The sequence below is a fragment of the Nonlabens sp. Ci31 genome, assembly GCF_012974865.1.
GTDB lineage: Bacteria > Bacteroidota > Bacteroidia > Flavobacteriales > Flavobacteriaceae > Nonlabens.
Genome location: NZ_CP043633.1, coordinates 1,910,285 through 1,932,771, shown reverse-complemented (window position 1 = coordinate 1,932,771; position 22,487 = coordinate 1,910,285). Strand labels below are relative to the sequence as shown.

22 protein-coding genes and 2 pseudogenes are annotated in these 22,487 nt (G+C 38.0%); 22 read left to right on the top strand and 2 right to left on the bottom strand.

The window, feature by feature from the left end:
* The first annotated feature begins 91 nt into the window (after positions 1–91).
* From F0365_RS08520 to F0365_RS08430, 20 genes and pseudogenes are all read left to right on the top strand, one after another.
* A complete protein-coding gene (locus F0365_RS08520) occupies positions 92–1,501 on the top strand; it encodes an anthranilate synthase component I family protein (protein WP_169933307.1) in 1,410 nt (469 codons plus the stop codon).
* A gap of 4 nt (positions 1,502–1,505) precedes the next feature.
* Positions 1,506–2,006 carry a hypothetical protein gene (locus F0365_RS08515; RefSeq protein ID WP_169933306.1) on the top strand — a complete coding sequence of 167 codons (501 nt, stop codon included), beginning with the start codon at positions 1,506–1,508 and terminating at the stop codon, positions 2,004–2,006.
* A complete protein-coding gene (locus F0365_RS08510; protein WP_169933305.1) occupies positions 1,999–2,568 on the top strand; it encodes an anthranilate synthase component II in 570 nt (189 codons plus the stop codon). The genes F0365_RS08515 and F0365_RS08510 overlap by 8 nt, the downstream gene beginning before the upstream one ends.
* A 1-nt stretch (position 2,569) precedes the next feature.
* Complete coding sequence (gene trpD / locus F0365_RS08505) at positions 2,570–3,565, top strand: anthranilate phosphoribosyltransferase (RefSeq protein WP_169933304.1); 996 nt, start codon at positions 2,570–2,572, stop codon at positions 3,563–3,565.
* Between the two features lie 374 nt (positions 3,566–3,939).
* Positions 3,940–4,743, top strand: coding sequence for an indole-3-glycerol phosphate synthase TrpC (gene trpC / locus F0365_RS08500; protein ID WP_169933303.1), 804 nt, complete (start codon positions 3,940–3,942; stop codon positions 4,741–4,743).
* A 17-nt stretch (positions 4,744–4,760) separates the two neighbouring features.
* The gene (locus F0365_RS08495) at positions 4,761–5,378 is read left to right on the top strand and encodes a phosphoribosylanthranilate isomerase (RefSeq protein WP_240961576.1); all 618 of its coding nucleotides are present in this window, start codon (positions 4,761–4,763) and stop codon (positions 5,376–5,378) included.
* Positions 5,375–6,544, top strand: a complete 1,170-nt coding sequence (gene trpB, locus F0365_RS08490; protein ID WP_169933301.1) for a tryptophan synthase subunit beta — start codon at positions 5,375–5,377, stop codon at positions 6,542–6,544. The genes F0365_RS08495 and trpB overlap by 4 nt, the downstream gene beginning before the upstream one ends.
* Before the next feature lie 145 nt (positions 6,545–6,689).
* Entirely contained in the window at positions 6,690–7,454 is a 765-nt protein-coding gene (gene trpA / locus F0365_RS08485) for a tryptophan synthase subunit alpha (protein ID WP_169933300.1), read from the top strand.
* A 300-nt stretch (positions 7,455–7,754) separates the two neighbouring features.
* A complete protein-coding gene (gene hisG / locus F0365_RS08480; protein ID WP_240961575.1) occupies positions 7,755–8,606 on the top strand; it encodes an ATP phosphoribosyltransferase in 852 nt (283 codons plus the stop codon).
* Positions 8,606–9,904, top strand: coding sequence for a histidinol dehydrogenase (gene hisD, locus F0365_RS08475; protein ID WP_169933298.1), 1,299 nt, complete (start codon positions 8,606–8,608; stop codon positions 9,902–9,904). Before hisG ends, hisD begins: the two co-directional genes overlap by 1 nt.
* Complete coding sequence (locus F0365_RS08470) at positions 9,901–11,061, top strand: pyridoxal phosphate-dependent aminotransferase (protein ID WP_169933297.1); 1,161 nt, start codon at positions 9,901–9,903, stop codon at positions 11,059–11,061. Before hisD ends, F0365_RS08470 begins: the two co-directional genes overlap by 4 nt.
* 39 nt (positions 11,062–11,100) lie before the next feature.
* Entirely contained in the window at positions 11,101–12,210 is a 1,110-nt protein-coding gene (gene hisB / locus F0365_RS08465) for a bifunctional histidinol-phosphatase/imidazoleglycerol-phosphate dehydratase HisB (RefSeq protein ID WP_169933296.1), read from the top strand.
* Positions 12,207–12,863: an imidazole glycerol phosphate synthase subunit HisH gene (gene hisH / locus F0365_RS08460; RefSeq protein ID WP_169933295.1), complete on the top strand. Its 657-nt coding sequence runs from the start codon at positions 12,207–12,209 to the stop codon at positions 12,861–12,863. Before hisB ends, hisH begins: the two co-directional genes overlap by 4 nt.
* Positions 12,864–13,123: 260 nt before the next feature.
* Positions 13,124–13,837 (top strand): 1-(5-phosphoribosyl)-5-[(5-phosphoribosylamino)methylideneamino]imidazole-4-carboxamide isomerase, encoded by a 714-nt coding sequence (gene hisA / locus F0365_RS08455; RefSeq protein ID WP_169933294.1) that lies wholly within the window; start codon positions 13,124–13,126, stop codon positions 13,835–13,837.
* 7 nt (positions 13,838–13,844) lie between these two features.
* Positions 13,845–14,171, top strand: coding sequence for a hypothetical protein (locus F0365_RS16455; protein ID WP_206071267.1), 327 nt, complete (start codon positions 13,845–13,847; stop codon positions 14,169–14,171).
* Positions 14,119–14,301 (top strand): GNAT family N-acetyltransferase, encoded by a 183-nt coding sequence (locus F0365_RS16795; protein WP_206071332.1) that lies wholly within the window; start codon positions 14,119–14,121, stop codon positions 14,299–14,301. The genes F0365_RS16455 and F0365_RS16795 overlap by 53 nt, the downstream gene beginning before the upstream one ends.
* Before the next feature lie 326 nt (positions 14,302–14,627).
* Positions 14,628–15,417 (top strand): annotated as a pseudogene (hisF, locus tag F0365_RS08445) (imidazole glycerol phosphate synthase subunit HisF).
* A gap of 200 nt (positions 15,418–15,617) precedes the next feature.
* Positions 15,618–16,262, top strand: a pseudogene (gene hisIE / locus F0365_RS16790) (bifunctional phosphoribosyl-AMP cyclohydrolase/phosphoribosyl-ATP diphosphatase HisIE); the annotation flags it as partial.
* A gap of 745 nt (positions 16,263–17,007) precedes the next feature.
* Complete coding sequence (locus F0365_RS08435) at positions 17,008–17,655, top strand: hypothetical protein (RefSeq protein WP_169933293.1); 648 nt, start codon at positions 17,008–17,010, stop codon at positions 17,653–17,655.
* 97 nt (positions 17,656–17,752) lie between these two features.
* Positions 17,753–18,868, top strand: coding sequence for an alkene reductase (locus F0365_RS08430; RefSeq protein WP_169933292.1), 1,116 nt, complete (start codon positions 17,753–17,755; stop codon positions 18,866–18,868).
* Here F0365_RS08430 and F0365_RS08425 read toward each other — a convergent pair.
* The gene (locus F0365_RS08425; RefSeq protein WP_169933291.1) at positions 18,858–19,421 is read right to left on the bottom strand and encodes a TetR/AcrR family transcriptional regulator; all 564 of its coding nucleotides are present in this window, start codon (positions 19,419–19,421) and stop codon (positions 18,858–18,860) included. The two genes, F0365_RS08430 and F0365_RS08425, sit on opposite strands and share 11 nt — an antisense overlap.
* A gap of 179 nt (positions 19,422–19,600) precedes the next feature.
* Between F0365_RS08425 and F0365_RS08420 the strand changes: the two genes are divergently transcribed.
* Complete coding sequence (locus tag F0365_RS08420) at positions 19,601–21,253, top strand: aromatic amino acid hydroxylase (RefSeq protein WP_169933290.1); 1,653 nt, start codon at positions 19,601–19,603, stop codon at positions 21,251–21,253.
* Positions 21,254–21,351: 98 nt separating this feature from the next.
* On the opposite strand, the gene F0365_RS08415 is transcribed toward F0365_RS08420, so the two are convergent.
* Positions 21,352–21,999, bottom strand: a complete 648-nt coding sequence (locus tag F0365_RS08415) for a sensor histidine kinase (protein WP_169933289.1) — start codon at positions 21,997–21,999, stop codon at positions 21,352–21,354.
* Between the two features lie 147 nt (positions 22,000–22,146).
* On the opposite strand from F0365_RS08415, the gene F0365_RS08410 reads away from it, so the two are divergent.
* The gene (locus F0365_RS08410) at positions 22,147–22,449 is read left to right on the top strand and encodes a rhodanese-like domain-containing protein (RefSeq protein ID WP_169933288.1); all 303 of its coding nucleotides are present in this window, start codon (positions 22,147–22,149) and stop codon (positions 22,447–22,449) included.
* Positions 22,450–22,487 lie beyond the last annotated feature (38 nt).

The window sequence follows — 22,487 nt, the reverse complement described above, 5'->3', positions numbered from 1 at the left end:
TAAAGTTGCCCGTATGTTTTTAATAAACTTAAAAGGTCTACTTAACGGTAGGCCTTTTTTCTTTTAACCAGTATTGAAACCCCTTTTAAGAATGAATCACATTCAAGATATTTATACACCTCGCACTACACAACAAGTCATCCTTGCAGACACGCTTACTCCTGTTGCTATTTACATGAGATTACGCGATCGCTATCCCAATAGTATTCTTTTGGAAAGCAATGAATATGGACAACGCAGTAACAGCTATTCTTTTATATGCTGTAATCCTGTAGCCACTTTTGAGGTAAATAAGAAAGAAATTAAATCGAGTTTCCCCGATCATTCCTCCACATCACAAGAATATTCTTCCGCTTTTGACCTCACTTCTGGATTGAGTGAATTTAAAGACTCATTTGCTCAGGTTGAAAATGAGTATCCATTTCCGACTAACGGTCTTTTTGGTTACCTCAGTTATGATGCGGTACAATTATTTGAAGAATTGGAATTCCGCTTACGCGAAAACGAGACCAATAACATCCCTCTTGCTCATTATCAAGTATTTCAAAATGTGATGGTTTTTGATCACTACCACAACCAGTTGTATGTTTTTGATCATTCCTATGCTGATAACGAAAGTAAACTAGAAGAGATAGTAACGGTGATCAATCATAGAGATGTGGCTAACTACAGTTTTAAGTGCACCGAACAGGAGACTTCCGAAATGAAGGACGATGATTTTAGAGAACTCGTAAAGAAAGGGAAAGAGCACTGCCGTAGAGGCGATGTTTTTCAAATCGTACTCTCTAGAAAGTTTGAACAACCTTTTCAAGGAGATGATTTTAACGTTTACCGCCAGTTACGTGCCATCAATCCAAGCCCGTATTTATTTTATTTTGATTACGGTGATTTTAGAATATTTGGATCTTCCCCAGAAGCACAATTACTTATTTCTGGCACAAAAGCCAGTATCCAACCTATTGCAGGAACTTATAAAAGAACCGGAAACGATACCGCTGATTTAAAAGCTGCAGAAGAATTGAAAAAGGATCCCAAAGAAGCTGCTGAACATATGATGCTGGTAGATCTAGCCAGAAATGATTTAAGCCGCCATGCAAAAAACGTGGTTGTAGAGGATTATCAAAATATTCACTTTTATTCTCATGTGATTCACATGGTAAGTAAAGTGAGTGGTATCATAAATGAAAAGGATAAAATTCAGCTTATAGGTGATACCTTCCCGGCTGGTACATTAAGTGGCGCCCCTAAATACAGAGCCATGCAATTGATCGATCAGTATGAACAATCTTCTAGAGAATTTTATGGCGGTGCCATAGGTTACCTAGGATTTGATGGCAATTTTAACCATGCCATTATCATTAGAAGTATTTTATCAAGAGAAAACAAACTGCTATTCAGAGCTGGTGCCGGTGTTGTAGTAGAAAGTATTATAGAAAACGAAACCCAAGAAGTATATCATAAAACCAATGCACTTAGAAGTGCTATAACCAAAGCAAATTAAAATTATGAAAACAATTAAAATAGCAGGCGGCATTTTATTTATTTCCTCTTTGCTTTTTTCTTGTCAAGCAGACAAGAAAAATCTCATTGACATCAAAATAATAGAAAAGGATGGTCTAGAAAATATGACCTACCTACCAAATTTAGAGTTTAATGAAATAAAAGATAGCGCACTATTCCTTTTTGATGAAAAAGATTACTACAGAATTTTCACCAGCGAAATAAAAGTGGCTCCACCTATTTTTCAAAATGATGTTATAAAAGTACGAGTCTTCACTAGAAGCCAATTTGTTGAAAACAAATACGAATATGGTTTTTTAGTAAGAACCTACAGTAAGGATGGAAAAATTAAGGATGAAATGGTTGTAGCATCCACTATCGGTGATCTAAGCTGTGAAGGGAAAGTCACTTCTGACCTTAGAATTGTCACCTATTGTCCAGGTGGAGAAAAGACGATAGCGCAAATTGAAAAAGATGGGGCCATAAAAATTTTAGAAAATGAGTAAAAATATTTTATTAATAGATAACTACGATTCATTTGCTTATAATCTTGTCCATTATTTAGAAGAATTGGGCACACAACTCACCGTAGTGCGTAACGATAAAATCACACCTCAAGAATGTGAATTATATGACGCTATTGTGCTTTCTCCGGGACCAGGAATCCCCAGTGAAGCAGGCAATCTGATACCGATTATTAATCATATGAAGGATAAAAAACCTCTTTTAGGGATTTGCTTAGGACATCAAGCAATTACAGAGGTATTTGGTGGAAAAATTATCAATTTAGAGAAAGTATATCACGGGGTTGCTACCCAAATGTCACATAATGGAAATGAAATTTTTAACGATGTAGATTCAGAGTTTGAAGCTGGCCGTTACCATTCATGGGCAGCTGAAAACAATAGCTTTCCTGATATTTTAGAAATTACCGCAACTGATGAGAATGGTCAAATCATGGCATTGAAACATAAAGAATTACCTATATACGGCTTACAATTCCATCCTGAGAGCATCATGACACCTCAAGGGAAAACCATGCTTAAGAACTTTATAGATACCTTATAAAATGAAGGATATATTAAATGAATTATTTAATCACGGCACACTTTCAAGAAAAGCCGCTTATGACATTCTTACCGCCATTACCAGCGGTACGGTAAACGATGCACAAATAGCAGCCTTTCTTACCGTTTATGGGATGCGCAGTATTACCGTCGAAGAACTCGCCGGATTTAGAGACGCCATGCTAGAGCAAGCAAATCTCATCGATTTAACAGAGTTTGATCCTATAGATTTATGCGGAACTGGCGGTGATGGAAAAAATACTTTTAATATAAGCACACTCGCTAGTTTTGTTACTGCTGGCGCAGGTATTCCAGTCGCAAAACACGGTAATTATGGTGTGAGTTCTGTAAGTGGTTCATCAAATGTAATGGAACACTTAGGATTTATATTTTCCAATGATCATGCCGTTTTAAGAAAACAAATTAGCGAAGCTAACATTACATTTTTACACGCACCATTATTTCATCCAGCAATGAAAGCTGTGGCCCCTATTAGAAAACAACTGGGTGTGAAAACATTTTTCAATATGCTAGGACCTTTAGTAAATCCAGCAAAACCAAAATTACAGAGTGTAGGTGTTTTCAATTTACAGCTCGCACGCAACTATGAATACCTTTTTCAATCGGAGACTGATAAAAAATATGCCATTTTACATGCACATGAAGGCTATGATGAAGTAAGTCTTACCGGCAAAGTACGACTTGCTAGAAATAATGGTGTTAGCGATTTATCAGCCGCTGATTTTGGCATGAAGTTTTTAAAGCAATCAGATATTTACGGGGGAGAAACCGTTGAAGATGCTGCTCGTATTTTTATGGCTGTCCTTAATAATACAGCTACTGATGCTCAAAAAAATGTAGTGATTGCAAATGCAGCGACAGCTATTTCAGTGGCGGAAGATATAGAAATAATAAATGCAGTAGAACGAGCTAGAGCCTCTTTAGAATCTGGAAAAGCTCTGGAAAGCTTTAAAAAACTAATGAGTCTGCACGGCTAGAGAAAGATAACAAAACAAAAAGGGCGGAACGCATTCCGCTAAAACAAGCAACAAGCAAAGGGCGGAATGCATTCAGCCCAAACAAACAAGCAAGGGCGGAACGCATTCCGCCCAAACAAGCAACAAGCAAGGGCGGAACGCATTCCGCCCAAACAAACAAGCAAGGGCGGAATGCATTCCGCCCAAACAAACAAGCAAGGGCGGAACGCATTCCGCCCAAACAAACAAGCAAGGGCGGAACGCATTCCGCCCAAACAAACAACAAGCAAGGGCGGAACGCATTCCGCCCAAACAAACAAGCAAGGGCGGATCGCATTCCGCCCAAACAAACAAGCAAAGGGCGGAATGCATTCCGCCCAAACAAGCAAATCAACATGGAAGACATCCTTAAAAAAATAATTGCTCAAACAGCTCAAGATCTAAAAGCTAGAAAGAAGACGACTTCTCTTTCTGAGTTAAAGGACATGTCTGCCTATTCCCGAGAAGTAATTTCGTTGCACCAAAGCCTTAAAAACGGTAGCGGTATAATTGCTGAACACAAAAGACAAAGCCCTAGTAAAGGTTCTTTTAAATGTCCAATGAACCTGGAAGAAGTAGTAAAAGGATATGAAAATGCAGGCGCAAGTGCTATAAGCTGTTTGACCGATCAGCCCTTTTTTGGCGGCACATTACAAGATTTAATTGATGCTAGAGCAGTATTAAACATTCCAATATTGCGTAAAGATTTCCTGATAGATGTATATCAAGTGCATGAAGCAAAAGCATTTGGAGCAGACGCCATTCTTCTTATAGCAGCTTGTTTAAATAATGAAGAGCTTAAAACAATGTCGCTCGAGGCGATGAATTTAGGACTAGAGATTCTTTTTGAGGTGCACGATTTAGAAGAACTGAATAGAATCAAAGAGGTTACTGATTCCTTTAATATTGAAAAATATATCATAGGTGTCAATAATCGAGATTTGAAAAGGTTCCAAACAGATATTCAAAACAGTAAAGATCTATTACCTCACTTTCCAGAAGGTGTTATCGCCATATCAGAAAGTGGCATTTCCAATCCAGAAGTGGTAAAGGAACTTAGAACTTTAGGATTTGAAGGGTTTTTAATAGGTGAAAACTTTATGAAAACAGAGCGGCCAGGAGCAAGTTGTGAGCAGTTTATAAAAGCGATCAACTCATGATGATCAAAGTGTGCGGTATGCGGGACATAGAAAACATCAACCAGTTGCAGGAATTGGATATAGACTTTATGGGTATCATACGCTACCCAAAATCCAAGAGGTTTGTCTCTGATGAGCAAAGAGAAAAAATCTCTAAACAAGCCATGAATAAAGGTACCGTAGGTGTTTATGTAAATGAAACTTTTGAAAACATTCTACAGGATATCATACCATTAGAATTAGATGTTATTCAATTACATGGTGATGAAGATGTTGCTTTTGCTAAAGCCTTATTAGAAATAGATCTTAAAATATTTAAAGCTTTTCAGATCACAGCCGACTATGATTTTGACAAGTTGAAAGAGTGGCAAAAACTTGCACAACAATATGTTGGAAAACTATTCTTCTTATTTGATACGGCGACACCAGATTATGGTGGTAGTGGCAAGAAATTTAATTGGCACATTCTCGACTCATATAAAGGAGACGTGCCCTTTTTATTAAGTGGAGGCATCTCGAAAAGCGATGCTGATACCATTAAAAAAATAAAACACAATATGTTTTTAGGAGTAGATCTCAACTCAAAATTTGAGTCAGCGCCCGGTCTTAAAAACATAACAGAACTAAAAACATTTATAGAAAAACTAAGAAAATGAACTATCAAGTAGATGAAAAAGGATTTTATGGAGAATTCGGTGGTGCATTCATTCCAGAATTGCTCTATCCTAATATTGAAGAACTTCAAGAAAACTATTTAGAGATTGAAAAATCACCAGAGTTTCAAAAAGAGTTTCACCAATTGCTTAAAGATTACGTAGGTCGTCCTACGCCACTCTTCCTAGCAAAGAGGTTATCGGCAAAGTATGGTGCAGAAATCTGGTTGAAACGAGAAGATTTATGTCACACTGGTGCACATAAAATCAACAATACCATCGGTCAAATTATACTTGCTGAAAAACTAGGAAAGAAAAGAATCATCGCAGAGACTGGAGCTGGACAACACGGTGTAGCAACTGCTACGGTTTGTGCTTTAAAAGGCCTGGAATGTATCGTCTACATGGGTGAAAAAGATATCAAACGTCAAGCGCCTAATGTAGCTCGTATGAAAATGCTAGGTGCCACAGTAATACCGGCAACCAGCGGATCTAAAACTTTAAAGGACGCTACTAACGAAGCGATGCGTGACTGGATTAACAACCCAGAAAACACCCATTACATTATAGGTTCTGTAGTTGGACCACATCCCTATCCAGATATGGTAGCTCGTTACCAGTCGATTATTTCTGAAGAGATCAAAAACCAAATGGAGGGCTTGCCAGATTATGTGATTGCATGCGTGGGTGGTGGATCAAATGCCATGGGAGCTTTTTATCATTTCCTAGATGATAAAGAAGTACAGTTAATAGGTGTAGAAGCAGCTGGATTAGGTATTCATACTGATAAAACAGCAGCTACCTTGACATTAGGAACTCCGGGGGTATTACACGCCAGTCGTTCTATCATGATGCAAGATAAAGATGGACAGGTGGTCGAACCGCACAGTATTTCTGCTGGATTAGATTATCCTGGAATAGGCCCAGCTCATGCGTGGTTAAAAGTATCTGAACGTGCACGATATATGGCAGTAACTGATGCAGATGCGCTTATCGCAGCTGTAGAAGTAAGTCGTATGGAAGGTATTATTCCTGCTTTAGAGACGGCTCATGCCTTTTCAGTTTTGAAAGACTTAGATTTAAAACCTACCGACCGAGTAGTGATCAACTTATCTGGTCGTGGTGATAAGGATATGAACACCTATATGGAGGAATTGGATTTGTTTTAAATTTTTCTATTTCCTAAGAACCGAATTTCCTTCTTAAGTTAAAAGAGGACCAACACATCAATTAATCGCAAGTGATCATTTCAAATCGGTCACTCACTTCGGCCTGAATCTATGTAATGAACAGGCAAAATAAGAGTAATGCATTATGAAAAACAAACTCACGGAGTTACTCCAAGACAAGCCTGAAGGCTTGTTAAATATATTCTTTACCGCTGGATATCCTCAATTAGAAGATACCACTACCCTACTAACTGTGTTAGAAAATTCTAACGTAGACTTAGTGGAAATAGGAATACCATTTAGTGACCCATTAGCTGATGGCCCTACTATTCAAGAGAGCAGTAAAATTGCTCTAGAAAATGGTATGTCTATAGAGAAGTTATTTTCTCAATTAGAAAAGCATACGGCAAAAGTACCCTTGCTTTTGATGGGATATTTGAACCCGGTGATGCAATACGGACTAGAAGCATTTTGTAAACGCTGTCAAGAAGTTGGCGTAGACGGTTTGATTGTTCCCGATTTACCTATGTCTATTTACCAGACCGAATTTAAAGAGGTGTTTGAAAAGTACCACATTAGTAATATTTTTTTAGTGACTCCACATACTTCAGACAAACGTATTAGAGAAATAGATGAAAACTCTAACGGATTTATCTACGCGGTAAGTTCTGCAAGTACAACAGGTTCTAAAACTGATTTTTCGGCAGCAGTAGACTATTTAGGCAAACTCAAGGAAATGAATCTTACCACGCCTATTCTTACTGGTTTCAACATCAAAAACAAACAGAACTTTCAGGATGCCTGCAAATATGTGAATGGCGCTATTATAGGAAGTGAGTTTATCAGACAGATAACCGATGTAGAAGACATTTCTCAAGCAGCTGCAACTTTTGTTGCTTCTATTAAATAAATCAAAAAATCGAACGAAGGATTTATAATTTAAAATTGAGTTAAAACCTATCAATAAAATAGGATAAACTTTCAATATTCAATTTTCGGACTTATGTTTGCACCACAATGAAAATACAATACGTACATCATCATCATTTTTTCACTTACCGTCAGGCGAGATAAAAATGTATTGATGTATTTCAAACATATTTAAAAACCGTCTGTTTCAGACGGTTTTTTTGTTTTCTTAAATTTGAAAACTTTAAAATGTTTGTAGACAGCTTAAACAATATTCCCACATAGAATGGCAACAAAAATTATGATCAGAATAGCAGTACAAAAATCAGGAAGACTATCAGATAAATCTTTGCAACTTTTAAAAGATTGCGGAATCAAATTTGACAATGGCGGTCGCAAATTATCTACTCAAGCAAAAAACTTCCCTCTGGAAATTCTTTTCTTACGAGACGATGATATTCCACAATATGTAGCAAATGGCGTTGCAGATTTAGGAATTCTTGGATTGAACGAAGTAGAAGAAAAGGATCAAAAAGTAGATGTCATTAAACAACTAGGTTTTGCTGGTTGTAGGTTGAGTCTAGCCGTTCAAAAAGATGTAGATTACACAGGTCTGGAATGGTTCAATGGCAAAAAAGTAGCCAGTAGTTATACCACTATCGTTAAAAAATTCTTTGCCGATAAAGGTATCAATGCAACCACGGAAGAAATAGGCGGGTCTGTAGAAATTGCTCCAGGAATAGGACTAGCTGAAGGTATTTGTGATATCGTTTCTACAGGTTCTACCCTTCTCATGAATGGGCTTAAAGAAGTAGAAACAGTTATGTATAGTGAAGCTGTTTTAATTTCTAATCCCAACCTAAACTCCGAAAAAAATGACTTATTAAGCAAACTGCTTTTCAGAATGGAAGCCGTTCAAAACGCTAAAAAAAGCAAGTACATTTTGCTTAACGCACCTAATGATAAGATTGATGAAATATCAGCACTTTTACCTGGTATGAAAAGCCCAACGGTTTTACCACTAGCTGAGGAAGGCTGGTCAAGTTTACACTCTGTTATTGAAGAAAATGACTTTTGGAATGTGATTGATCAGTTAAAAGACGCTGGTGCGCAAGGAATATTAGTAAGTCCAATTGAAAAATTGATTGCCTAATGAAAATTATTTCTAATCCAGACAGTTCGCAACAACAGCAGTTATTAGAACGCCCTCAACAAGAGCGTGCTCATGTGGAGACTGCTGTACAAGACATCATTCAATTGGTAAAAGATAATGGTGACCAAGCCTTATTTGCTTTTGCAGAGAAATTTGATAAAGCAACACTTACTGTTCTCCGAGTTACTGAAAAAGAAATTCAAAAAGCAGGCGAACAAATTGCTCCAGAATTGAAAGCAGCCATTCAAATTGCTTATCAAAATATATACAAATTTCACGAAGCTAATTACACCAAGGATTATCCGGTCATAGAAACCATGCCCGGAATGACTTGCTGGAGAAAATCTTTACCTATTCAAAAAGTAGGTTTGTATATCCCTGGTGGCTCTGCTCCTCTTTTTTCAACGGTATTAATGCTGGCTATTCCTGCAAAAATAGCTGGTAACAAAAAGGTGGTTTTATGCAGTCCAACAGATGCTAATGGCGCTATCCATGCCGCTGTATTGTACACCGCAAACCTTTGTGGAGTAACTGAAATCTATAAAGCTGGTGGAGCACAAGCGATCGCTGCAATGACTTATGGAACGGAAAGTATTCCTGCAGTGGATAAGATTTTCGGACCTGGAAATGCCTTTGTCACCAGAGCTAAAGAACTCGCTCAACAACAAGGTGTAGCCATCGATATGCCTGCTGGACCATCAGAGGTTTTGATCATCGCTGACAAGGATGCAAATCCCGCTTTTGTAGCTTCAGACCTTCTTGCCCAAGCAGAACATGGACCAGATTCTCAGGTCATCCTTTTAACAGATTCCCTAAGCTTAAGCGAGGCTGTGAATGACGCATTAGAAATCCAATTAAGCACGCTTTCGCGAAAGCAAACTGCAGAAAAGGCTATAGAGAACAGCAAGACTATCGTTTTAGAAAACATGGAAGAGTGCATCAATTGGTCTGATGCCTATGCGCCAGAGCACTTGATTATAAATACGATAAATGCTGACGAAGTAGCGGAGCAAATTCAAGTAGCTGGTTCGATTTTTATAGGTTCATATACCTGTGAAAGTTTAGGAGATTATGCCAGCGGTACCAACCATACCCTTCCTACTTATGGATATGCACGTAATTACAGTGGAGTGTCTGTTGATAGCTTTGTCAATAAGGTGACCTATCAAAAAGCAACCGCTCAAGGTATAAAAAACTTAGGCCCAGCTGTTGAGCAAATGGCGGCTGCCGAAGGACTTGACGCACATAAAAATGCGGTGAGTTTGAGGTTGAAAACAGTTAAGAATTCAGATTTATGAGTTCAGAATTTAAATTAAAGTCCATAGTAAGATCTAACATCTGGAATCTGCAGCCATACTCCAGTGCACGTAGTGAATTTGACCTGTATGGTAGTGGTAAAAATAATTTGACTTTACTGGATGCCAATGAGAATCCTAAAGGAGATTTGAATCGGTATCCAGACCCAATGCAGTCTTTGATTAAAGAAGAACTCGCAAAACAAAAAAACCTTCCTGCCAACCAAATTTTTGTTGGTAATGGTAGTGATGAGGCCATTGATTTATTATACCGTATTTTCTGTGAACCTGGAAAAGACAGGGTGATTACCTGCCCACCTACTTATGGAATGTATGAAGTGAGTGCTGCAATTAACAATATAGAGGTAGTGAAAATTGATTTAGGTAAATCATTTGAACTGGATCTTGACGGGATCATGAAGAGTGCTGCTTTTACAAACGCAAAATTACTATGGATTTGTTCTCCTAATAACCCTACAGGAAATGCACTTCTTAAAGCCGATTTAAAGCACGACTGGCAAGCACAAAATTACACTCGTGGAGGAATGATGGACATGCCATTTGCACCAGAGTTTGAAGCTGAAATGCTAAATAATCAACGCAAATTAGATCAATTATTTGGTGCTTTTAAAGGTATTGTAGTCGTTGATGAGGCCTATCACGATTTCACAGAGCATATCAGTTTTATCAATCGATTAGAAGATTACCCCAATCTAGTGGTGCTACAAACCATGTCTAAAGCATATGGACTTGCTGGTGCAAGAGTTGGTTTTGCATTTGCGTCACCAGAAATAATCGAGCTATTCAATAGAACAAAGCCTCCCTATAATGTAAATGAACTCTCACAGAGAGCGGTTCTTGAAGCTTTATTACAAACAGAAAAGACAGAAAACGAAATTAAGGAAATTGTCATCAATAGAGAATTTCTTGCAGCGCATTTGAACAGTTTTGACTTTATCAAAAAGGTTTATCCTAGTGAAGCAAACTTCTTATTAGCTCAAGTAGATCAAGCTACTGACGTATATAATTACTTGCGTGATAATGATGTAATCATACGTAATCGCAGCAGTCAGATAGCAGACACATTGAGGTTTACTGTAGGGACGAGAAGAGAATGTGAAGAAGTGATAAAAACGCTTAGAACATTTAAAAAGAATTAGAATAATTAAAACTGGAGCCGTTCCATAACGGCTTGACCTATGAAAAAAGTATTATTTATAGACCGAGACGGTACGATTGTAAAAGAGCCACCAGTAGATTATCAGCTGGATAGTTATGAGAAGCTGGAGTTCTTGCCTATGGCGATTACGCAGTTACACCGTATCGCTAGAGAACTGGATTATGAGCTCGTAATGGTAACCAATCAAGATGGTTTGGGAACTGATAGTTTTCCTGAAGATACGTTCTGGCCAGTTCATAATTTAATGATGAATGTCTTAGCAAATGAGGGCATCCATTTTAGTGAGGTATTGATAGATCGTTCTTTCCCTGAACAAAATGCGCCTACTCGCAAACCGCAAACCGGTTTAATGTCTCCTTATATAAAAGGTGATTATGACCTGGAGAATAGTTTTGTTATCGGCGATCGCAACAGCGATATGCAGCTGGCAAAAAATTTAGGTTGTAAAGGAATTCAGTTGCCATCAATTACTGATGACTCTGAATTTGAAGATGACCTAGTCGTTTTAAAAACGGAGTCTTGGAAAGAGATTTTCCTTTTTCTACGCGGGCAACCTCGTAAAGTAAGGGTAAGTCGCAAAACCAATGAAACCGATATCAATATCGTTTTAAATCTAGACGGCTCTGGAAATGGAACTATTGATACCGGATTAAAATTCTACGACCACATGTTGGAGCAGTTGCAGCGACACGGTTCTTTGGATTTAGACATCAAGGTTAAAGGCGATTTAGAAATTGATGAACACCACACTATAGAAGATACGGCGATTGCTTTAGGTGACGCTTTCGCGAAAGCGTTATCCTCCAAAAAAGGAATCAATAGATATGGCTTTTTACTACCTATGGACGACTCGCTAGCACAAGTGGGCATAGACTTCGGTGGACGACCATGGATTGTTTGGGAAGCCGATTTTAAACGCGAATATGTGGGTGATATGCCTACAGAATTATTCTTTCACTTCTTTAAATCCTTTAGTGATGCGGCAAAATGCAACCTGAACATGAAAGTGGAAGGAGATAACGAACATCACAAAATTGAATCACTTTTTAAAGCATTTGCCAAAGCCATAAAAATGGCAATAAAACAAACCGGTGATGGTAAATTACCTAGCACAAAAGGAACTTTATGATTGCGATTGTAAAATATAATGCGGGTAATATAGGTAGTGTAACTAACGCACTGAATCGCTTGGGGATTGAAAACAAAGTGACCGATGATCCGGCAGAATTACAGGCGGCAGACAAGGTGATCTTTCCTGGCGTAGGCGAAGCAGGAACGGCCATGAAATACTTGCGGGAACGCGGACTGGACAAAGTTTTAAAAGAACTAAAACAACCAGTATTGGGTATTTGTCTTGGAATGCAATTGATGTGCCTTCACAGTGAAGAAGGCGATACCGATTGTCTTGGAATTTTTGATACTTATGTAAAGTTGTTCCGCCCTTCGAGAACCTCAGGGCTGGGTGAAAAAGTACCTCACATGGGATGGAATATTTTAAGCTCAGAATTTGAAGTTCCAAGCGATGTCCTGAACCAGTCGAAGGATCCAGACAAACTTATAACTCATAACTCCAAACTCTTAACTCATCTTCAGCCGAGTGATGATGTGTATTATGTGCATTCTTATTATGCGGAGCTTTGTGAGAATACAGTTGCGGCTTGTGATTATATCTTGCCTTATAGCAGTGTATTGCAAAAAGATAATTTTTATGCGACGCAGTTTCACCCAGAGAAAAGTGCTGGAATAGGAGAACAGATATTGAAGAATTTTATAGAATTATAATTTCTAAGTAGACAGGAATCTGGCTGGTTCAAGTACTGGATTTTGAGATTATAAATGCTGAGGTTTTCACCCTTTAGGGTTGGAAAAAAAACCGAAAGAAGCCGGAGATTCATTTAAATAGAAGCTGTCTTGCGATGGCTTGACAAGAAAAAAAATACCCTGTTAATTTTCCCCTTTAGGGAAATGTCCGCGGGACAATGGGGCTAAATCAGTCGCAGTTGCTGGAATCAAATAGATCTCCACCTGCACGAAGAATAAATATGAGAATAATACCAGCAATAGATATCATAGACGGAAAATGCGTACGCCTTTCACAAGGTGATTACAATAAAAAAACGGTTTATAATGAAGACCCACTTGAGGTAGCTAAAGAATTTGAGGCCAACGGAATTAAACACCTGCACCTTGTAGATCTGGATGGTGCCAAAAGCAGTCATGTGGTTAATTGGAAAATATTAGAACGTATCGCGGGACAGACCGGCTTGCAGGTTGATTTTGGCGGTGGTGTAAAAACCGATGAAGATATCAAAGTGGTATTTGAAAGCGGTGCAAAACAAGTTACTGGAGGCAGTATTGCAGTTAAAGATGCTGCTAAGTTTGAAGGATGGATTTCCAACTATGGAAGTGATAAAATTATCCTGGGTGCTGATGCAAAGGAAGGCATGATAGCAACACATGGTTGGTTAGAAAGTAGTGAGTTAGAAGTTGTTTCCTTTATTACCGAATGGAACAAAAAAGGAATCGAATACATTATTTGTACCGATATTGCAAAAGACGGCATGCTTGCTGGTCCTAGTTATCATCTTTACACAGAGATTCTTAAAACAGCTCCTGTCAAGTTAATAGCCTCTGGTGGCGTTGCAGTGGTGGATGATTTACATCGCTTGCTCGATATGGGTTGTGAAGGAGCCATAGTTGGTAAAGCTTTTTATGAAGGTAGGATATCCTTTCAAGAACTAAGAGCCTTTGTATAGTGAACATTTGACATATCAACTCCTAAAAGCAAGTGATCTACAAGAATTTCATGCCTTGCATATCATAACTGAGGTAGATCAATTCAATACCATGGGAATACCTGAAAGTATTACAGTCTCTCAGCAGTTACTAGATGAGGCCGTCAAAGATCAGAATAAAAAAACAGTAACTAAAGCCACCTACTCTATCAAATTGAAAGACACAGAAGGTTTTATTGGGATTTGTAGTATTATATGGAGCTCTAAAAAATATGCTAAGGCAGAATTGTGGATGAAGTTTTATCTTAAATTCTGGAATAAAGTTATGCTACCGAGACCGTTCAGAGACTTTTAAAGCTTGTTTTGAAGCATACCAACTTTATAGAGTTGAAGCTGGATGTGCTGTTGAGAATCACGCATCAAAAAGAGTACTAGAAAAATGTGGTTTTGTAGTAGAAGGAATACAAGAAAGAATTTGCCTCTAAAAAGTGGATGGAGTGATCATTATGAGTTGGAATATTGGAAGAAGAATGGAAAAAGAGATTAAAATAATCCTTTTGATAAACTAAATCAGAGCCAATAGGATTTTGAGTAAAGAAATTAAAGCTCAGACTCTTTAGGTTGGGAAAGGAAATTGAAAGAGATGGAGATAGAACTAGGCGATTCCGCGTTGTAGCGGAATGATAATTGAACATTTGAGTCGTAGTTGTTGAATTAAAAAGAGCTTCCTTTTAGGAACTGATCGAAGAGTAAGAAAATAAATTAAATGTAGGTGATAGATCTGAAGAGATTTCAGCCTAAGCGGAGAATTATGCTAAAAAAAAGAATCATACCATGCCTTGATATCAAGGATGGACGCACTGTAAAAGGAATCAACTTTGTTGGGTTAAGAGATGCTGGTGATCCCGTAGCGCTTGCTCAGCAATATGCAGATCAAGGAGCTGATGAGTTGTGTTTTCCTCGATATTACAGCAACTATTGAAAAACGAGATACACTCGTACCATTGGTAAAAGAAATAGCCGCTGTTTTGAATATCCCATTTACAGTAGGTGGCGGCATTAATGACGTGGCACTAGCTAAGGAAATTATTAAAGCTGGAGCTGATAAAATTGCCATTAACAGCGCTGCCGTAAAACGACCTGAGTTAATCAGTGAACTAGCGGCAGAGTTGGGAAGTCAGTGTGTTGTGGTTGCTGTGGATACAAAACGAATCGAGATAAATGATAAGTCAACGCCTTCCTTACTTCGACAGAGCTCAGCACAGGAGGACGCCTTGACGATTAATAAAGTTTTGTCGCCGGTGGACGAGTGGAAACAGAGTTAGAAACTATCGCCTGGTGTGAAGAAATAGAACGTCTGGGCGCTGGTGAAATATTGTTAACCAGTATGGACCATGACGGCACTAAAAACGGATTTGCATTAGCATTGACTGATGTGATTTCCAGAAAATTAAACATTCCTGTAATCGCTTCTGGCGGCGGCGGGACAGCTGCTCATTTTGAAGAGCTTTTTAAAGATACAGAAGCGAGCGCTGGACTTGCAGCGAGTATTTTTCATTTTTGGTGAATTGCCGGTTCCTGAATTGAAAAACATTAGTTGAAGCTGGACTTGCGATAGGATTCCTGCGGACTTAGAAACTTAGTTTGCGATAAGAATTAAAGATTTCCGTTTGCGGGGAAAACAAATCCGAGGCCGTCCTGCGACGGCTTAACGAGCAGCGTTATGTTACGGCTTGAGAAACGATATTAAAAACATTGCGGTGGGAATGGAAAGGTTTCCACTTGCGCAGAACTAGTGCTTATGAAATTAGACTGGAATAAAGAAGAAAACGGATTACTACCAGTAATCATACAGGATGCAACAACACATATGATACTCATGCTGGGTTATATGAATGAAGAAGCTTTTGAAAAAACTAAAATTGAAAAGAGAGTAACTTTCTTCTCGCGCAGCAAGCAAAGACTTTGGACAAAAGGAGAATCCTCTAACAACTTTCTCGATGTGGTGGATATTAAAATAGACTGTGATCAAGACACTATTCTCATAAAAGCAAACGCTCACGGACCTACCTGTCATACAGGTGCGGTAAGTTGCTTCGATGCGGCTAAAGATGGTTTAGATAAGGAGAATTTCTCTCGCTTTGACGCCACGCCTGCCGACAGCCAGAAAAGCAAATTTACCATCAACGACTTAGAAAAAATAATCCACCAGCGCATTGATGACAAAGTAGAGGGATCATACACCTATTCTTTGATTCAAAAAGGTATTAATAAAGTCGCTCAAAAAGTAGGCGAAGAAGCGGTTGAAACAGTTATAGACGCCATTAACGGTAAAGAAGAAGACTTTATCTATGAGGCTGGCGACTTGATGTACCATTACCTAGTTTTATTAAAAGCAAAAGGATTCTCACTAGCTGATATTGAGACGGAACTAGCTAAAAGGCATTCTAAGAACAATATCCAAACCACAGTTTCGTTATTTAAAAAATGCTCACTCGTGAAAAAAGCCGCTTTTTGTTTCATATTCGTCCTGATTATATGTACTCTAATCTCCTGTAGTACAGGAAATTCTTCTCCTGCCGCAGTATATAGCCCTCAAAATCGAGCCTACGTTCAAGGTAACATAATCAACACCTCAGGCCAACCGCTGATCAACAAAGAAATAGAAATTCTAGCCGTTCAAAACAACCTTTTACTTGGCACTTCAATCACCGATGATAATGGCGCGTTTGATGCTGTAGTTTTAGAAACTGGACTTAGCGTATTTGATCCCTTTCCAGGAAATTTTAGAAGTGGAGATAATGGATTTATTGTACGTCTTAAAGATACTAGTTACAGACACTCTTTTGTATTTGCATTTGCAGACTATCAATATAATCAAGATTACAGCTTTCCTGAAGTTATCATCACGCAAGGTGTGCCTGTTACCGTAAATTTTACAGATCAAAACTCGACCAACCTTCTTGAAAACGTAAGATTATTTTATACAAATTCTGAGTGTATGGAATATTATAGAGATTATGAAAACAGAACACGGCCAAATGAGTGTCATCAAGAATTCGGTCAATTTAAAGAGGATGGAATAAACACAATGACCACAAATCACGATGCGCTCATAGACACCCAAATACGATTGTTATATGAAATAGATGGTAACGAACAAGAACAATTGTTTTTAATAAATCAAGAAAATGCGGTATTTACTATTAATTATTAGTCTCTTTCTATTCAGCCATCATTCCATTGCTCAAAAAGTTGGAGATTCACTTAACACAAAACTGAATTATTCAGAAATAAAACAACAGTTTCATTTTAAAGCAGGTTTTCAAACAGACTTTACTTTAGGTGAAAGTTATATTTCTAGCGCAGACTCGCCTGCATTGGGTTTTAATCTTCAGGCAGACTGGCAATTTTATAAATCTTTTCAATTAGGTGTAGGTATGTTTAATAGCTCTCATAAAAACTTAGATAGTGAAGTTTCTGGTTTAGTGGAACAAACAAATTTGAGAGGAACCTTTATAGGAATAGGTTATCTAATTCAATTAAAAGAGGTATGGGCAATATCACCACATATAAGATATGCTGATATTAAGTTAAAACAGCAAACGAACTACCAAAGCAAGGAATTTGAAGAAAACGCTGACATGATCATTATCGGCGCTAGCATAAGCTATCAGTTCAACAATAGTCTTTCTAGTTTTATAGACATTGAATCTCGTCAACTCTATTATGAAATAGACAGTAGTCCTCAAATACAAGAGCTTTATGATAAAGATCATTTTCTTACGCTGTCCATAGGATTGCGATACAGCTTATTTTCCAAGAATAGCTTATTTTAAAATTGTCTTAATAAGCCTTTACTATAAAGAAAACCCAATTAACGCAGACTTGACTCTATTTACTTGTACCTACAATATCTTTGAACAAAAGAAAATTATGAGTAACAAACAACCTCTATTAAAGCCCATAACCATCGGAGCTGTAGAGTTAAAAAACAGAGTCGTTATGGCTCCACTTACAAGATGTAGAGCAACAAACGAACATCAAGCACCAGATGATAAGCATGTAGATTATTATACACAACGTGCTGGAGCAGGGTTGATTATTACGGAAGGTAGTGAGGTTTCAGAAAAAGCAAGAGGTTACCCATTTGTGGCTGGGATTTTTAATGACGCACAAGTTCAAGGATGGACTAAAGTAGTCGACAGTGTGCATAACGAAGCTGGTAAAATATTCTTGCAGCTGTGGCACGTAGGTCGTACTTCTTTACCAGATTATCATAACGGAGAGCTGCCATGGGCACCAAGTGCCGTGAATCCAGAAATAGAACATAGAAATGCACTAGGTGAAAAGAAACAAACTGTTACACCGCATGCCATGACTATGGAAGAAATTCATCAAACGGTTAAAGAGTTTGGTCAAGCCGCTGCAAATGCAAAAAAAGCAGGTTTTGACGGTGTAGAAATTCACAGTTCTAATGGTTATCTGATACATCAATTCTTCAACAATCAATCTAATTTAAGAACCGACCAATACGGCGGTAGTCCTGAAAACAAAGCTCGATTCTTTTTTGAAATCCTTGAGGCTATAAAAGAATCTTTTCCAGAAAACAGAATCGGCTGTCGTTTAAACCCGTCTTTGAATGGTGTTTTTGGAATTCATGGCACTCCAGATACGATTCCGTTTTTTGATTACCTCATCCATCGCTTGAACGATCACAATCTTGCTTATGTTCATTTATCAGAACCTTTTACAAATGTGAGTGATGTCAAATTTTTAGAAAGTCATATTGCAAAACATTACAGACCCATTTATAAAGGGAATCTTATGATCAACAGTCAGTTTGATCACGACTCTGGAAATAAAGTTATAGAAGAAGGAAATGCAGATTTAGTTGCTTTTGGAAAGCTATTTATTTCAAATCCGGATTTACCTCATCGATTTGAATGTAACGCTGTACTAGCAGATTGGAATCAAGATACCTTCTACTCTCAAGGTCGTGAAGGTTATACAGACTATCCTGTTCTAGAGCTGGAAAAAGCTAACAACTAATTCCTGTAAGTAATATCTGAGGCAACTCTTTTTTAAGGTCGATTACTTCGGTGGTCGACTTTTTTGGTATCCATAAATAGATAGATCTCAATGTACTTAAGAGGTTAAAAAGCATGGTCTCCACGCTCATTTTTTTAAATTCTCCAGAAGCAATACCGCTTTCTAGAATCTTTTTAAAATCAAGTTCATAATTCTTTCTCAGCTTGATGTATTCCTGATATTGCTGACCTTCCAGATGCATCCAGTCGGTATTTAAAACGGCAAGTGCGTTGGTGTATTCAAGAGCTATTTTTATGTGTAATAATATGAGCTGTTCCGCTTTCGCGAAAGCGGAATGATCATTATCCTCCACGGCATCCATACCAGTCGTAAATTCTTGAGCTACCTCAAGTATCAAGGTGGCGAGAATCTCCTGCTTTCCAGAAATATGATTGTACAAACTGGCCGCTTTCATGTCCATAGCAGCAGCCAGGTCGCGCATGGTAACAGCGCTATAACCTCGATCTTTAAAAAGTTGAGCAGCCGTTTTAAGAATTTGTTTTTTGCGAGACATAAGATGCAAATATAAGAGATGTAGCCGGTTACTTTTCTACTTTAAAACAAGAGTCAACAACTTATATCGGGTCATCGTATTTGCAACATAATCTGGTATTACTTAAAATTAATTAAAAGTCAATGTTCTGTAATTATAATAATTAGTTTTAGCCTAGCTTTGAGCTTTATCCTATTATAATGCTAGAGAATATAGAAATCAACCCACTTATAGAGCGATTACCGCCTCACTTAAAACAATTTATAAAGCCGCAAAACTACAAGCTTTATACCTATCAAGATCAAGCCGTATGGCGTCATGTAATGCGTAAAAATGTGGAATTTTTGAGTCAAGTGGCTCATGGTTCTTACCTCGCTGGATTAAAGAAAACAGGTCTTTCTATAGATCGTATTCCGTCCATGTATGGAATGAATCGCATTTTAAAAGAAATAGGTTGGGCAGCTGTTGCCGTAGATGGGTTTATTCCACCAGCCGCATTTATGGAATTTCAGGCTTATAAAATACTCGTCATCGCAGCCGATATTAGAAAAGTGGACAATATTGAATACACACCCGCGCCAGATATTATTCATGAAGCGGCTGGGCATGCACCTATTATTGCAAGTCCCGATTACGCAGAATATTTAAGACGTTTTGGCGAGATAGGTAGTAAGGCTATTTCTAGCGCACACGACCATGAGATGTATGAAGCAGTGCGTAAAATTTCTATTCTTAAAGAAGTGAGAAGTGAGAAGAAAGATGCCAAATTAGATAAAGAAATCACCGTAGCAGAAGCTGAAATAGAGCGCCTGCAAAATAAAAAAGTAGTACCTAGCGAAATGTCGCTTATCAGAAACCTCCACTGGTGGACTGTAGAATACGGACTGGTAGGAACGCTGGAGAACCCTAAATTATACGGAGCTGGATTATTATCCAGTATAGGAGAAAGTAAAAGCTGTCTAGAGCCTAGCGTTGAAAAAAGATCTTATTCTATTGATGCCGCTTATCAGGATTTTGATATTACACGCAAGCAACCTCATCTTTATGTAACGCCTAATTTTGCGCATCTAAGTGAAGTATTAGAAGAATTTGCTAACACCATGGCCGTGCGTAAAGGAGGACACAGAGGTTTGCAAAAACTCATTGATTCAAAATCTTTAGGAACTATAGAGCTGAGCACAGGACTGCAAGTAAGTGGTTTGTTTACTCGCATGATTACTAATGATGATAATGAGGTTGTTTTCTTTCAAACTTTTGGTGAAAGCGCTCTGGCGTATCGTGAAAAAGAATTGATAAGCCACGGTCGTCATACTCATAAAAACGGTTTTTTAAGTCCGCTGGGCAAGTTGAAAGGAATCAATCTAGCTATTGAAGATATGGGACCTCGCGACTTGCAGGCCTATCACTTTTATGATAATGAACGTATCGAATTCACTTATGAAAGTGGCATTAAAGTAGAAGGGTTAAACGTCACTGGTCAACGTAACGTAAATGGAAAATTAATGCTGATTCAGTTTACCGATTGTACGGTAAGTTATAAGGATGAGATTCTCTTTTCACCAGCAGATGGTATGCTTAATCTTGCCGTAGGAAAAGAAATAGCCAGTGCTTATGCGGGTCCCGCAGACTATTACAGTTTTGACCAAGTATATCACGAAAGCGACGTCAAAACGAGCAAATCCATTTTTACTAAAGAACAAGTCGCTATTCAAGGACTTTACGAGAAGGTACGTCATTACAGAGAAGAGGATAAGATCAACAAACCGTTATTAGAAAAGCTTAAAATTCAAGTTCAAAGTCACTATCCTGATGAGTGGTTGCTTGTTGAGGAGATTGAGGAGTTGATAAGTTAGTAGAAAATATAAAATTCCCTTATACATACACTATTGTAAGGGTGAAGCACCTTATTATTTTACTACTGATTTTGCAGCTATTCCTATGCATTTCATTTTCATCGAATAGGTATTTCTACATTGACTATGGTACCGTTCCCTATGTTACTTGTCAGTTTTAAATCTCCTTTTAAATCTTGAACAGCTCTTTGAATACTATTAATTCCGTTGTGAGCTGGGGTTTCTTTTCGATCGTAACCTATTCCATTATCGTGTGTGATGAGGTTCAATTTTCCATGTTCTACAGATGCAATACTAAAAACGAAACTGGCTTGAGCATGCGTGATTGCATTGTGCAAACCTTCATTGATGATCGTAAGCAGTTGTAGCGTTTCTTTAGGCTCAAAACGGAGAAGTTCTTTTTCGGGAAAGTTTATTTTATAAGCCAACTCATTTTCGATGGTTTGCGCATAATGTCTTTGAAGAACTCTAGTGGCCTGTTCGACGTCCTTTAAAGTAAAGTTGTTTTTACTGGCTGCAAATTGATAGAGCAATGTAACCGCTTCCGTTTTTGGTAATGTGCTCTGCGATGGCCTATGAGCTAATTCCTTTAGTATTTGATCCCGTTGAAGTTGCCGTCTGTTTTGCTCTTGCAATCTTTGTTGTCGCCTGTCGTTTTGCTTATCTCTATCTGCTGCTGATAGGAAGTAACTAATCACCAGTCCTAACAAAAGACCTATAAAAATATTACCTATAATTCCTTCCATAATTCTAAAATAAGAATTAAAAATGAGATGATTTTATAAGTCTTTTGTTTCAGGTCTTCTTTCGACATAAAATTGAGTAAGCTTCACATAACATTTCACTACTTTGCCGGTAAGTAATAGAAAAACAAACGTCTTAAAAATAAAAATATGTTCGGGTTATTTAAAAACAAGAAAAAAGAAATTATTCAAAAGTTCCTGAAGGATGGTGCTTTATTATTAGACGTGCGTACCTCCTCAGAATTTAATGGAAGTCATATTGAAGGCTCTAAAAATATACCTGTTCAGGTGATCGACCAGAAGTTAAGCAGTCTTGATAAAGAAAAACCTGTCATTGTTTATTGCGCGATGGGAGGAAGAAGTAATATCGCCGCTGCAAAATTGAAATCAAAAGGCTTTAAAGTAGTAAATGCTGGCGGAATAGGCTCCATGAGAAAACACCTCAAGTCCTGATATATCACGACTCTTTAATATCATCTAAAAGTTGTTTT